Source organism: Arthrobacter sp. Soil782 (genome assembly GCF_001428435.1).
In the GTDB taxonomy this organism is placed as follows: Bacteria; Actinomycetota; Actinomycetes; order Actinomycetales; family Micrococcaceae; genus Arthrobacter_D; species Arthrobacter_D parietis.
The window spans coordinates 80,199-93,102 of sequence record NZ_LMSO01000009.1; the positions used below are offsets into that span (position 1 = coordinate 80,199).

Genomic DNA, 12,904 nt, shown 5'->3' on the forward strand with positions numbered 1-12,904 from the left:
GACAGGTCAGTGAATGGCACACGGAACGGTCATCCGCATGGCATGATGATCGGTTGTGACGCACTCGAAGGCCCCTTCCGCCTCCACCGGCAGCGGCTTCAAGGCAGCAGTGTGGCGTGTTGTCCGCACGGTGATCCTGCTGTTGATCCTCCTCCTCGTCGCTTCGATCGGGCTCGTCATCGGCAGAGGGTCCCCGGAGCCTGAGCCGAGCGCCTCCGAACTGGCCCTCAGCGAGGGAACGCAAGCGGCGCAGACCCTCGCGGAAGCCGCCGCCTTTCTCGAAGATGCCGCTCCTCCGGCCGGACCTGATTACGCGGCGCTGGCTGGGATGCTCCGGTTGCACGCGATCGCCCTGCGCCCTGGAGCCAGCTCCCCCGAGCCCACCCCTTCCGCTTTCCCGGCGGCACCATCATCCGCACCTGCATCGCCGTCCGCATCGCCGGATACTCCGACGCCGACAGACCTTCTGAGCGGCCTCAGGAACTCCTACACCGGTGCCTTTGAAGCAGCAGCGGTGGTTGACGCCGGGCCGGCACGGGTGCTGGCATCGGCTGCGACTGCCCAGTGGCTCGGGAGCCGCACGCTTGCAGCGAGCCTGGGCGAGGAGCCGCCTGCGATTCCTGTTCCGGAGATAAAATACGCCGACGACGCCCCCACCTGCCCCCCGGAGACAACGCTCACGGCTGTTAGCGGCCTGGCTGGTGTCCGGACAGCCGTGCTCGCCGAACAGCGCGCAGCCTACGCCTATGAAGTGGTTGCGGCCCGTTCCGGCGACCCCGCACAGCTTCTGCAACGGATGGCGCAGCACGAAGCCGCGGCGGCCGTGGGTTCGGCCGTTTTGACCCGGCACTGCGTCGCTGAGCCCCTGCCGGCAGCAGCCTATGCGCTGGACCAAGTGTTCCTGGCTGATCCTGGACCCGCCTTGCGGGACCTGGAGGAGTCGCTGGTCGGTACCTACGCGGATCTGGTGGGCATGAGCGGCCCCGGACCGGTGCGTGACTGGGCATTACGGCAGCTGGTCGGTACCGCGCAGTATTCCGTCGAATCTGCGGACAGCGTGCCCGCCGGCGGAGAACCCGAGGCGTTCCCCGGCATCAACCCGGACCAGTACCCGCAGCTGTCCGGGCCGGGCAGCTAGTCTTAGCGGGTGGACGCACGCAATATCGAGCTCCCGCGCACCCTTGTGCGCAAGGTGCTGAACCTGCCGGGTGGCAGGGCGTGGGTGGAAGCCTGGGCTGACATCGCAAACCGCTACCTCGAGACATGGGATCTGGTTCTTGAGCTGGAACCGGGAGCTGAGCCATGGAGCGGCCACTGCGCCGTCGTGCTTCCGGTTGTCCGCGCCGGCGGCCGGCCAGCCGTCCTCAAGATCACCGTCCCGCATGCGGAGGCAGTTCCGGAGCCGGATGCGCTAGCACTGTGGGAGGGACGCGGCGCCGTCGGACTCCTGGACAGTGCGCCGGATGATTTCGTCCTGCTGCTTGAGCGGCTGGACGGGGACTCATCCCTGTCTGAGTTGCCGCTGGCTGAGACCACTGATATCTGGGGATCGATCATGCGCCGGCTCTCGATTCCTCCGGCTGGTGCGGCCGGTTCCGATCCCCGCTGGTTCTCCCTTCCCTCTGTTGCCGACCAGGCAGAACAGTGGACAGATACGCTGCCGCTTGAATGGGAGGCCCTCGGGCGCCCCTTTGACCGCTGGCTGCTGGAGTACGCGCTTGAGGTGTGCCAGCTGCACGGCGCAGTTGGCCGACGCCGGAACCAGGATGTGCTGGTTCACTCCGACCTGCACTACCTGAACATCCTGCCGGTCCTTGGAGATCCCCGGCAGTTCCTGGCGATAGATCCGAAACCGCTCCTGGGCGATGCGGAGTTCGCGGTGGCGCCGATGCTCTGGAACCGGATCAGTGAGCTCTCTGCGGTTGACCCTGCCAGCCATCTGCGTGATCGCTGCACGGATCTGGCACTCGCTGCGGATCTGGATCCGATGCTGGCCCGCGACTGGTCGGTGGTCCGGGAGGTTGATAACGCACTGGACTACCTGAGGGAAGGCAGATCGGACGACGCGGACCGCTCACTCTGGGTGGCGAGCAACCTGCTGCGCAGGCCGCTGGAGAACCTGCCGCCGGCTGCCCGGCTGACCGCGCCCTGAACGGCGTCAGCGGATATTCTCCACCCAGATGTCGTAACTGAGCTTTACGATGAGCGCACCGACCACGGCCAGGAACACCACCCGGATGAAGGTGCTGCCGCGGGTGATGGCCATCCGGGATCCCAGATAGCCGCCCACCATGTTGGCGCCGCCAAGGATCAGTCCCAGCCCCCACAGCAGAGATCCGTTGGGCAGGAAGAAAACCAGGGCGCCGAAATTGGTTGCCATGTTCACGATCTTCGCCTTGGCGCTGGCACCGAGGAAACTGTACCCGAGCAGCGTGACCATCGCGATGATCAGGAATGAACCCGTGCCGGGCCCAATCAGGCCGTCGTAGAAACCGATGACCAGACCGATCGCCCCGGCCGTCCCGTAGTGCCGGTGGCCCGTATACCGGAGTTTGGTCAGGGTACCGACGGTAGGCCGGAACGCGGTGAAGATCGCGACGGCGACGAGGGCGACGATGATGATCGGCTTGAACACCGAAGCCGGAAGGAACGCCGCCAGCATCGCGCCGCCGAAACTGCCCACGAGCGCAACCAGTGCCATCGGTACCGCCGTCCGGAGATCCGGTCTCGCACGACGAAAGTAGGTGATGGCACTTGTTGTGGTCCCGAAGATGGAGCCCATCTTGTTCGTGGCCAGCGCCTGAACCGGCGTGATGCCGGGAACCATCAGCAGCGCGGGAAGCTGGAGCAGGCCGCCCCCGCCAACGACGGCGTCGACCCACCCCGCGGCAAAGCCGGCTACCACGACAAGCACGATCGTAGAGAGCTGGATCTCCTCCAGCCCGGACATCATCGATGCGCCTCAGGCGCTGATCAGCGCATACAGATGATCGACGACGTCAGCAACAGCGACGTTCTCGCTTGTGCCCGAACGGCGGTCCTTGACCTCGATGTGGCCTTCGGCCAGCCCGCGTCCCACGACGACGATGGTCGGAATACCGATCAGCTCGGCATCGCCGAACTTCACCCCGGGCGAGACCTTCGGGCGGTCATCGAACATGACACTCAGTCCCCTGGTCTCAAGCTCCCCGGCAAGCTGCTCTGCCGCGGCAAATACCTCGTCACCCTTGCCTGTTGCTACTAGATGAACGTCAGCCGGTGCCACGTTCCGCGGCCAGATGATGCCCTTGTCGTCACGGTTGGATTCCACCAGTGCGGCCACCGCTCGTGTGACTCCGACGCCGTAGGAACCCATGGTGACCGTGGTCAGCTTGCCGTTCTGGTCCAAAACCTTGAGGTGCAGTGCCTCGGCATACTTTCGCCCGAGCTGGAAGATGTGGCCCATTTCGATGCCGCGCTGGGTACGGAGCGGACCGGAGCCGTCAGGAGCTTCATCACCAACACGCACTTCGACGGATTCGATCACCCCGTCCCAGGTGAAGTCCCGGCCGGCAACGAGCCCGAAGACGTGCTTCCCGCGGACGTTGGCGCCGGTCACCCAGATGGTCCCGGACACGATGCGCGGGTCAACCAGGAACGTCAGGCCGGTGGAGCCCTTCGACCCAAGTACTGCCGCGTCAAGGCTCAGGCCGGGCCCTATGTAGCCCTTGACGAGGCCCGGGTGTTTCTTGAGGTCCTCATCAGTTGCAGCCTCCACAGTTACCTCTCCGCTGACGGACAGGTGGAGACCGATGTTGGCTTCGATCCGCTTGAGGTCTACGCTGCGGTCACCGGGAACACCAATCACCACCAGCTGGCGCCCACCGGTAGGCAGGACCACGGCCAGCACCACGTTCTTCAGCGTGTCTGCGGCCGACCAGGGACGATCCTGCCGAGGCAGCGCGGCGTTGGCGTGATCAACCAGCGTTTCGATCGTCGGAGTGTCCGGGGTATCCCGAACCTCCGCCGGCTGCGCGTCCGCGTAATCCAGCTCGGAGGGCACCACTGTGGTGACGGCCTCGACGTTCGCCGCGTAACCGCCGTCGGACACTACAAAAGTGTCCTCGCCGATGTCGGAAGGGTGCAGGAACTCCTCACTCCGGGAGCCGCCCATGGCGCCGGCTGTGGCGGCGACCGGGATGACATCGAGTCCCAGCCGGGAGAAAATGCGCAGGTACGCTTCCCGATGCAGCTCATAGCTGCGTTCCAGACCGGCGTCGTCGATGTCGAACGAGTAGGAGTCTTTCATGATGAATTCACGGCCGCGCAGGAGCCCTGCCCGCGGCCGGGCTTCATCACGGTATTTCGTCTGGATCTGGTAGAGGCTGAGCGGGAGGTCCTTGTAGGAGTTGTACAGGTCCTTCACCAGCAGGGTGAACATTTCCTCATGCGTAGGCGCCAAAAGGTAGTCCGCGTCCTTGCGGTCCTTCAGGCGGAAGATCCCTTCGCCGTACTCGGTCCAGCGGTTGGTTGCCTCGTAAGGCTCCTTCGGCAGGAGCGCAGGAAAGTGAACCTCCTGCGCACCAATCGCGTCCATCTCCTCGCGAATGATGGACTCCACCCTGGCGAGCACCTTCAGGCCCAGCGGAAGCCAACTGTAGATTCCGGGAGCGGCGCGGCGGATGTAGCCTGCGCGCAGGAGCAGCCGATGACTTGCCACCTCAGCTTCGGCGGGATCTTCGCGCAGCGTGCGCAGGAAAAGAGTGGAGAGTCGAAGGACCACGCTTGGAATCCGTTTCTTTGGCACTTTCTGCCGCGGTTCTAGGATCAGGGCGGCAGCAACAACACCTACCAATCTAACCGGTCCGGCGGGTTGCCGGTGACAGGCGGGCTCAGCGCGCGCGGAGCTCAGCCACCACGAGGTCCGTGAGGCGTTCAGCACGCGCCGCATCGGCTGCCGGATCGGGAGAGCCGCCCACCAAAACGTCAACGACGGTGCTGCCCACAACGGCACGCACCGTGATGGATTCCTGGATGGTTCCGGGAACCTGCGCGGTGGTGCGCAGGGCAAGGTCCTCATCCGCGGCAGTATCAACGTCAACCTCCGAGACGGTGGTACTGATCTCCTGGTTGGACACCTCCATGGTGAACTCTGAGCAGGCGTCCAACTGGTCCCTGCCGGCGCGTAGCTGCGTGCGGGCTGCTTCCTTCGAGGCGAGGCCGGAGAGACTCACGGTGTCCGGCTGCAGCGAGGACTCCCCCGCGAAGGTCATCGCAGCGCGGCTGGCTTCAGCGGAAAGGCCCTCCGTACTGGATTCCGCGTACACGTTGCACTCCTCGGGAGTGACCACGATGTCCTCTGCCCTGCGGGCTCCCTCCTCCTCAAGGGCACGCAGCTCCGCGTCAGCGATGATCTGCGCATTAAGGGACTCCGCCTCGCTGACTGCCGCCAGCACCGCCTCGAGCTGTTCGGCGCTCAGTCGGGACCCGCTGCCCGGTGTGGAAGAAGGGGTTGCCGTTGGACTGGATGTGGCCGGGGCCGGCGTCCCTGAAGCCGGAGCGGCTGTTTCCGCCGCGGTTTGGGATGGCCGTTCCGGCGGCTGTCCGCGCGGCGGATCCGCGGTGCAGGCCGTCAACGCGAGACCCAGCGTTAATCCGCCGGCAAGACGAACCACACGCCTCATGGTTGACCTTTCAGGACGGCGGGAAGGAGCGGCGGCGAAACGGTTCAGAAGAGCACCGTCGCAAACTCACCCGTCCGGGTAAACCCGACGGTCCGGTACAGCGCCAGGGCACGTGTGTTGAATGAATTGACGTAGAGACTGACAACGGGTGCAAGCTTGAGCGCCTCGTTCACCACCGCCGACATATAGCCTGCACCCAGCCCCTGCCCGCGGTAAGCGGGATTGATCCAGACGCCCTGGACCTGGGCAGTAGTGGCCGAAACCGTTCCCAGTTCCGCCTTGAAGATCACCTGGCCCGCGTCGTCGAAATCCACCAGCGAGTGCCGCCTTCGAATCAGGTTGGCCACTCGCCGCCGGTAGTGCTCCTCGCCGCCGACATACGGGGAGTAGCCCACTTCCTCCTCAAACATGGCCGCGCAGGCGGGCAGTATTTTTTCCAACTCAGACGGTTTGGTATGCCGGAGGGTGGAGGTGGGCGGCACCGGCGACGGCTCCCGGATCTCCAGCAGCGGTTGCTCGGACCGGACGTCGAACGGATCCGCGCTGAAGGAACTCAACGTGGACCAAATGCCCATCACGGAAGCCGCGGGACCAAAAATGGAGGAAAAGCGGCGGCCGCTCTCGCCGAGGAGGGTTCCCAGGGCGGCGGCATCGCTACCCGCCATCCCCACAGGAACAAGGTTGACCCCGGTCCAGCATGCGGAGACCATGCGTGAATCGTGGAACGCGCCGATCACTTCACCGCCGGACGACGAAGGTGCCGCCGTTCCTGCTGCCTCCAGATGCGCAGCCATGAAGACATTGGCCGTGCTGTCCGTGTTCACCAGCTGCCAGAGATCACAGGTGTCTTTCCCGCCCAGGGTACGGAATGCAACTCCGCCCGGGGTGTGCTTACCGGACGGAAACCACGGGGCTACCCGAGCCAGCAGTTTCGCCATCGGTTTCGCCCATCTCTTCTGCAATCCTCATTGCTTCTTCAATGAGTGTCTCAACAATCTGGTCCTCAGGAACAGTCTTAATGACCTCTCCCTTGACGAAAATCTGCCCCTTCCCGTTTCCGGAGGCAACGCCGAGGTCAGCTTCACGTGCTTCGCCGGGACCGTTCACCACGCAACCCATGACCGCGACCCGCAACGGGACCTCCATGCCCTCAAGCCCGGCGGTCACCTGCTCGGCGAGGGTATACACGTCCACCTGGGCGCGGCCGCAGGACGGACAGGAGACTATATCCAGCTTGCGCGGGCGCAGGTTCAGCGACTGCAGAATCTGGTTTCCGACCTTGATTTCTTCAACGGGAGGCGCTGAGAGCGAGACCCGGATGGTGTCCCCGATTCCCTTGGCGAGTAGTGCGCCGAACGCAGTGGCCGACTTGATGGTGCCCTGGAAAGCCGGGCCGGCTTCAGTCACACCCAGGTGCAAGGGCCAGTCGCCCCGCTCAGCGAGCAGCTCATAGGCGCGCACCATCACCACTGGGTCATTGTGCTTGACGGAGATCTTGAAGTCATGGAAATCGTGTTCCTCGAACAGGGAGGCTTCCCAGACGGCCGATTCAACGAGCGCCTCAGGAGTTGCCTTGCCGTACTTCTGAAGCAGGCGTGGGTCGAGGGAGCCTGCATTGACGCCGATCCGGATGGAGGTTCCTGCAGCCTTCGCGGCCGCGGCGATTTCCTTGACCTGGTCATCGAACTTCCGGATATTGCCGGGGTTGACCCGGACAGCAGCACAGCCCGCATCGATGGCTGCAAACACGTACTTCGGTTGGAAGTGGATGTCCGCGATAACCGGTATCTGCGACTTCCTGGCGATGATGGGCAGCGCTTCGGCGTCATCCGCGGAGGGGCAGGCTACCCGGACGATGTCGCAGCCTGAAGCCGTCAGCTCGGCGATCTGCTGCAGGGTGGCGTTGATGTCCGTGGTGGGCGTGGTGGTCATTGACTGCACGCTGATAGGCGAGTCCGAGCCCACCCCTACGGAACCCACCTTGATCTGGCGGGTCTTGCGCCGCGGTGCCAGTGTTGGCGGCGGAGCGGCAGGCATTCCGAGATTGACCGAGGTCAAAATGTCCTCCAGGGCTAGATTCTTGGCTGGATGTGGATGGATACGTTACTGATCGCTACCGACCAGTCAGCGATCCGCATGTTCGGCGAGAACGCCAATCACTGGATTCCACTGCGTTGTCTTGACCGCGGAGATGACACCTGCAGCGGCAAAAGGATCCTGCTTCAGCAGCTCATTGAGCTGTGCTTCACCGTCCGCGACGAAAAGCAGCAGCGCTCCCGCGTTGTCTACGAAAGGCCCGGATGCAAGGACGCTTCCCTGGCTGACCAGCTGGTTCAGCCACTCCCGGTGTGCGGGACGGCACTCATCCCGGCTGGCTGCGGATTCAGCGCCATACACGTACTCGACTGCGAAAACACTCATGGCTCCACCCTACGTGATCAGAGCAGGTAGACGGCTGTGAGTCCCGCGACAGCGCAGGCCCACAACAACGACGTCAGCGTCCCGATGATGAACCGTTCGGCGGCCGCGGGCGTTTCCTTCAGCTCCGCGTAACGCCCCAGTCCCTTGATGGCGACGACGTAGGCAATGGCAACCGGTTCGTTCAATAGAATTGCGAGCGCCACACCCGTGCGCTCCAGGATGCCGATCACCAGCCCGCCGCGGAGCACACCCGGTGTGTCCGGAGCGGCCTTCTCGAGCGCCGCTTCCGTTTCACCCGTTACCTCGGCAGCGGGCGTCTCACTGTTGGTGACGGGGGCAGGCGGCCGCTTCTGGTCATCAACAGCACGCGCCAGGCGCAGGACGGCGAGCGTGATGGGAGAGCCCAGGCCGCCTGCAACGACGAGCGCCATAACGCCCCAAAAAAATTCCACTATTCCCTTACCCCATCTGCGGTGTGCCCAGCATCTGCACTTGCCAGCTGCAACAATACTGCGGCGGCGGGACGGGCAGCCCACTCTTCGATCCAGGCTGATCGGAAGACCGCCTTGCTGACCGCTTGCGGGCTGATATCCAGCGTCCTGGCCACCGCCGATTGGCTCCCTCTCTGCTGCGGTTCGAGCAGGTCCAGGATGCGCCATTCCGCATCGGTCCGGTGCATGACGAACCGTCCAATGAGCGAGAGCACCCCTTCCGCGTCAGCGGCGCCGTCTGCACCCTCCACGGCGAGCGGCGCACGGTCACCTGTTTTCTTTGCCCGCTCGACGGCGGCTCTTGCAGCCACGAAGGCGCTCCCCCTTCCCTCGCGCGGGGTCGCCGGCAGCGGAAGCTCCACTGTGCCGATGCCGATGCCGACATACCATCCGCCGGAACGCAGGCAGCGCAACGCAGCTTCAACAACGTCTTCCCCGGCCGCCAGGACTCCCTGGATCTCATCCCCCACTGACCGCTCGAACGGAACGGCTGCGGGGACCCCCTCCAGATAGTTGAGCAGGGCGGGAACGCGGTCGGGCTCGTTGGTGCTGTTCCGCTGATCGATCGTCAGAACGTACATACTCGAACCTTAGAAGGTTGATCTTGAAAATTCAACCAATATAAGGTGAATTTATAAATTCAACCTATCCGAAAAGATCCACCGGCTTCACGATGTCGGCGTAAATGAGAAGCGCACCCATTCCCATCAGCAGAATCGCGACGGCGTAGGTCACGGGCAGCAGCTTCGCCATATCGAATGGCCCCGGGTCCGGGCGTTTGAAGAGTTTAGCCACGCCGCGCCGCAGTCCCTCCCACAACGCGCCGGCTACATGGCCGCCGTCGAGCGGCAGGAGCGGAATCAGGTTGAACACGAACAGCGCCAGGTTCACGCCTCCCACCAGGCCGACCAACGTCGCTGCACGGGCTTCCAAGGGGATTTCCTCCATAGCGGAGACCTCCCCTGCGATCCGGCCGACACCCACCACGCTGATGGGGCCATTGGGATCACGCGGTGCGTCGGAGAACGCGGCTTCGGCCACCTGCGCGACACGTTGAGGCAGATTGAGCACGACGCCGGTCACGCGGACCAGGCTCTCGCCCACCGCCGGCATCACTTCCGAAGCCGGCTGCGGCACCAGTTCCTGCTGGGACCCGACCCCGATAAAACCGACTTCCTGCATGACCGGCGTGCCGTCGTCATTGAGCATTGCCCTGCCGTCGACGTCGGGGACGGGGCGCTCGGTGAGCAGCGGTTCAATGGTTGCGTTGATCGTCTCGCCGTCCCGAACGTAGGTGATCGGCACTTCCTGGCCGGCTGCATCCCGGATCCAGGACGAGAGTTCGCTCCAACTCGTCACCTCGCGTCCGTCGAAAGCTACGATGCGGTCCCCCGGCTGGAGCCCGGCTTCGAAAGCGGGAGCGGCCGGATCCGCGGGGCCGCAGTCTGTCTGACCGGTCTCCTGCTGCTGATCGGCCGCAACCACGCACTGATACACCTCTGAGACCCTGGTGGTTGCCTGCGCGGATCCGAAGCCCATGATGAGGACGGCGAACATGATGATGCCGATCAGCAGGTTCATCAGCGGCCCACCGAGCATGATCACAATCCGCTTCCAGATGGGCAGCTTGTAGAACACCCTGTTCTCGTCACCGGGCTGGAGCTGTTCGGCTGCCGCCTGGCGGGCATCTGCTGCAAGCTGCTGGAACATACCGGTGCTGGACTGGCGGACTGTTGCGCCGCCGTCGGCCTTGTTCGCCGGAGGAAACATACCGACCATGGACACGTAGCCGCCCAGCGGGAGGGCCTTGACGCCGTACTCGGTTTCGCCCCTGCGACGGGAGAAGACGGTGGGACCGAACCCGATCATGTACTGCGTGACCCGCACCTTGAAGAGTTTCGCCGGCAGCAGGTGGCCCACCTCGTGCAGCGCAATGGAGGCCGCGATGCCGACGGCCACAAAGAGCACGCCGGCTATGAACAGCACAATGGTCACTCGTCAGTTCCTTCTCGGTGGTAAGTCTCAGTCCTGGAAACCACAACGAATCCGAGCCCGGCGCCGTGCCCAGGTTTCGGCGTCGAGCACTGACTGCAGGGTGAGGTGCGCTTCGCTGGTATGGTCTTCGACCACGGAGCGCACGGTGTCCACGATATCCGTAAAGCCGATCCGGCCGGCGTGGAATGCCGTTACTGCCTCCTCGTTTGCTGCGTTGTAGACCGCCATGAAGGTCCCCCCGCGCGCCGCTGCGTCCTTTGCAAGCGCAACGGCGGGGAATGCGTCCACATCCAGCGGTTCAAACGTCCAGGAGGTGGCCGTGGTCCAGTCGCACGCCGATGCTGCGCCGCGTACGCGGTTTGGCCAGCCGATACCGAGGGCGATGGGCAGCCGCATGTCCGGTGGCGAGGCCTGGGCGATGGTGGAGCCGTCAATGAACTCCACCATCGAGTGCACCACGGATTGCGGGTGCACGACGACGTCGATCCGGTCGAGCGGCACGTCAAACAGCAGGTGCGCCTCAATCACTTCGAGGGCCTTGTTCACCATGGTGGCGGAGTTGGTAGTGACCATCAGCCCCATGTCCCAGGTGGGGTGGGCGAGTGCTTCCGCAGGGGTGACCGACGCCATTTCGGCGCGGGACCGACCCCGGAACGGGCCGCCGGAAGCTGTGAGCACCAGGCGCTGAACCTCCTCGGCGGTTCCGGAGCGGAGTGCCTGGGCAATGGCGGAGTGCTCAGAATCGACGGGAACGATCTGCCCCGGACGGGCCGCGTCACGGACCAGTTGACCGCCGGTGATGAGCGATTCCTTGTTGGCGAGCGCCAGGAGATGGCCCTGCTTCAGCGCGGCAAGGGTAGGTGCAAGACCGATCGAACCGGTGATGGCGTTGAGAACGACGTCGGCGTCCGGCCGGGCGGCAAGGCCGGCGGATGCGTCGGGACCAGTGAGCAGTTCCGGCCGGTACCCCGCTTTGCCTGCCTTCCGGGCGGCGTCAGAGATAGCGGCGTTGAGTTCCTCCTCAGAGCTGGCCGCCGCGGCCACCGCCGGAGCATCGGCCTTCACCGCTTGTTCAGCGAGCAGCGCCAGGTTGGATCCTCCGGCGGAGAGACCCGCGACCGTGAACAGGTGCGGAGACTGTGCGATGACATCCAGAGCCTGGGTACCGACTGAACCGGTGGATCCAAGAATGATGACGCGACGCGCGGACTGTGCAGGGTCGGGTTGGGGCAGCGGGAACTCCATCTCCCCAGTATCCCGCACTGCCTTGAGCGAGGCGGAACAACCGTCCTCTTGTCCCTTTGCACCTGCTCTGCCAAGGTATGGATATTTCTTGATCGTTGTCGATCGAAGCGGAGGACGGCGAGTGACTGGCATTCATGTGGTGGTCGGAGCCAGCGGCGGCACCGGCAGAGCGCTGGTACGCGAACTAGTCCGGCGCGGCCGGCAGGTACGGGCCATCAACCGCAGCGGCAGCATACCGGTGCCGGAGGGTGTGGAGGTTGCCGCCGGCGATGCAACCGACGCGGATCGGATGATTGAGCTGTGCCGGAGAGCGGCAGTTGTCTACAACGCCGTCAACGTCCCCTTTGTGCAGTGGAGAGAGGCCTTCCCCAAAGCCGTTGATGGTGTGTTGGCCGGCGCGCGAGCCGCAGGTGCGGTCATGGTCTTCGCGGATGACACGTGGATGTACGGCCGGGTTGAAGGTGCGATGAGGGAGGATCTGCCCTATCGTCCGGTCAGCGACAAGGGGGTGTTGCGCGCGTGGCTCGCTGAGCGCGTTCTGGCCAGCCATTCCCGCGGCGAGGTCCGGACGGTGATAGCGCGGGCACCCGAACTCTATGGACCCCAGGTTGAGTCCCTCCTGGCCCGCAACCTCTTCGGGGCCGCCGTCAGCCGTTCGCCGGCGGTGTGGGTGGGTGCGATGGATCAGCCTCTCGGCCCGCTGTTCATTGACGATTTTGCCCGTGGAATGATCGAGCTCGGTGAGCAGGAGGCGGCCTATGGTTCGGTGTGGCATATTCCTACTCCGCCGGCAATAACCGCCCGGAAGTTCCTGTCAATCCTCGAAGCCGAGTCAGGTAGCCGAGTGCGCATGCTTCGGGTAGGCGCCGGAACCGCTCGGGCGCTCGGTCTGGTGTGGGAAGTGGCGCAGGAAGGTGCCGAAATGCTCTACCAGTTTCACCAGCCGCACGTAGTGGATGCGAGCGCCTATCAGGAACGCTTCGGTCCGGTGGAACCGACAGCCTATGAGGACGGGATACGGCGTACTCTGCAGTGGTACCGCCAGTCACCGCGACAGCGGCTCATGTCACTCGGAGCCTGAGGCGGCAA

At 64.4% G+C, this 12,904-nt stretch carries 13 protein-coding genes; 3 read left to right on the forward strand and 10 right to left on the reverse strand.

What is annotated here, in order from left to right; genetic code table 11:
- The first annotated feature begins 55 nt into the window (after nucleotides 1-55).
- Together ASH00_RS11120 and ASH00_RS11125 are read left to right on the forward strand one after the other, a co-directional pair.
- Nucleotides 56-1,138: a DUF4439 domain-containing protein gene (locus tag ASH00_RS11120; protein WP_056548502.1), complete on the forward strand. Its 1,083-nt coding sequence runs from the start codon at nucleotides 56-58 to the stop codon at nucleotides 1,136-1,138.
- Between the two features lie 9 nt (nucleotides 1,139-1,147).
- Nucleotides 1,148-2,152 carry an aminoglycoside phosphotransferase family protein gene (locus ASH00_RS11125; protein ID WP_082566067.1) on the forward strand — a complete coding sequence of 335 codons (1,005 nt, stop codon included), beginning with the start codon at nucleotides 1,148-1,150 and terminating at the stop codon, nucleotides 2,150-2,152.
- A gap of 6 nt (nucleotides 2,153-2,158) precedes the next feature.
- Here the strand turns inward: ASH00_RS11125 and ASH00_RS11130 are convergent, their stop codons facing one another.
- The 10 genes from ASH00_RS11130 to dxr form a co-directional block, all read right to left on the reverse strand.
- The gene (locus ASH00_RS11130; RefSeq protein ID WP_056548504.1) at nucleotides 2,159-2,953 is read right to left on the reverse strand and encodes a sulfite exporter TauE/SafE family protein; all 795 of its coding nucleotides are present in this window, start codon (nucleotides 2,951-2,953) and stop codon (nucleotides 2,159-2,161) included.
- Nucleotides 2,954-2,962: 9 nt separating this feature from the next.
- Nucleotides 2,963-4,762, reverse strand: a complete 1,800-nt coding sequence (locus ASH00_RS11135; protein ID WP_056548506.1) for a proline--tRNA ligase — start codon at nucleotides 4,760-4,762, stop codon at nucleotides 2,963-2,965.
- Between the two features lie 109 nt (nucleotides 4,763-4,871).
- Nucleotides 4,872-5,663, reverse strand: coding sequence for a sensor domain-containing protein (locus ASH00_RS11140; protein ID WP_157359093.1), 792 nt, complete (start codon nucleotides 5,661-5,663; stop codon nucleotides 4,872-4,874).
- Nucleotides 5,664-5,707: 44 nt separating this feature from the next.
- Nucleotides 5,708-6,601 carry a GNAT family N-acetyltransferase gene (locus ASH00_RS11145; RefSeq protein WP_200954799.1) on the reverse strand — a complete coding sequence of 298 codons (894 nt, stop codon included), beginning with the start codon at nucleotides 6,599-6,601 and terminating at the stop codon, nucleotides 5,708-5,710.
- A complete protein-coding gene (ispG, locus tag ASH00_RS11150) occupies nucleotides 6,555-7,721 on the reverse strand; it encodes a flavodoxin-dependent (E)-4-hydroxy-3-methylbut-2-enyl-diphosphate synthase (protein ID WP_056548510.1) in 1,167 nt (388 codons plus the stop codon). Before ispG ends, ASH00_RS11145 begins: the two co-directional genes overlap by 47 nt.
- 66 nt (nucleotides 7,722-7,787) lie before the next feature.
- A complete protein-coding gene (locus ASH00_RS11155) occupies nucleotides 7,788-8,084 on the reverse strand; it encodes a YciI family protein (protein ID WP_056548512.1) in 297 nt (98 codons plus the stop codon).
- 17 nt (nucleotides 8,085-8,101) lie between these two features.
- Nucleotides 8,102-8,536 carry a hypothetical protein gene (locus ASH00_RS11160; RefSeq protein ID WP_327019691.1) on the reverse strand — a complete coding sequence of 145 codons (435 nt, stop codon included), beginning with the start codon at nucleotides 8,534-8,536 and terminating at the stop codon, nucleotides 8,102-8,104.
- The gene (locus ASH00_RS11165) at nucleotides 8,536-9,156 is read right to left on the reverse strand and encodes a MarR family transcriptional regulator (RefSeq protein ID WP_056548516.1); all 621 of its coding nucleotides are present in this window, start codon (nucleotides 9,154-9,156) and stop codon (nucleotides 8,536-8,538) included. Before ASH00_RS11165 ends, ASH00_RS11160 begins: the two co-directional genes overlap by 1 nt.
- Nucleotides 9,157-9,220: 64 nt before the next feature.
- The gene (locus ASH00_RS11170; protein WP_056548518.1) at nucleotides 9,221-10,570 is read right to left on the reverse strand and encodes a M50 family metallopeptidase; all 1,350 of its coding nucleotides are present in this window, start codon (nucleotides 10,568-10,570) and stop codon (nucleotides 9,221-9,223) included.
- Nucleotides 10,571-10,597: 27 nt separating this feature from the next.
- Nucleotides 10,598-11,815 (reverse strand): 1-deoxy-D-xylulose-5-phosphate reductoisomerase, encoded by a 1,218-nt coding sequence (gene dxr, locus ASH00_RS11175; protein WP_056548519.1) that lies wholly within the window; start codon nucleotides 11,813-11,815, stop codon nucleotides 10,598-10,600.
- 121 nt (nucleotides 11,816-11,936) lie between these two features.
- Here dxr and ASH00_RS11180 point away from each other — a divergent pair, with 121 nt between their 5' ends.
- Complete coding sequence (locus ASH00_RS11180; RefSeq protein WP_056548521.1) at nucleotides 11,937-12,896, forward strand: NAD-dependent epimerase/dehydratase family protein; 960 nt, start codon at nucleotides 11,937-11,939, stop codon at nucleotides 12,894-12,896.
- The last annotated feature ends 8 nt before the right edge of the window (nucleotides 12,897-12,904 follow it).

Coding starts and splice junctions, on each gene's coding strand:
- ASH00_RS11165 (WP_056548516.1), bottom strand. CDS start 9,156: ATGTACGTTCTGACGATCGATCAGCGGAACAGCACCAACGAGCCCGAC.
- ASH00_RS11140 (WP_157359093.1), bottom strand. CDS start 5,663: ATGAGGCGTGTGGTTCGTCTTGCCGGCGGATTAACGCTGGGTCTCGCG.
- dxr (WP_056548519.1), bottom strand. CDS start 11,815: ATGGAGTTCCCGCTGCCCCAACCCGACCCTGCACAGTCCGCGCGTCGC.
- ASH00_RS11145 (WP_200954799.1), bottom strand. CDS start 6,601: ATGGCGAAACTGCTGGCTCGGGTAGCCCCGTGGTTTCCGTCCGGTAAG.
- ASH00_RS11155 (WP_056548512.1), bottom strand. CDS start 8,084: ATGAGTGTTTTCGCAGTCGAGTACGTGTATGGCGCTGAATCCGCAGCC.
- ASH00_RS11130 (WP_056548504.1), bottom strand. CDS start 2,953: ATGATGTCCGGGCTGGAGGAGATCCAGCTCTCTACGATCGTGCTTGTC.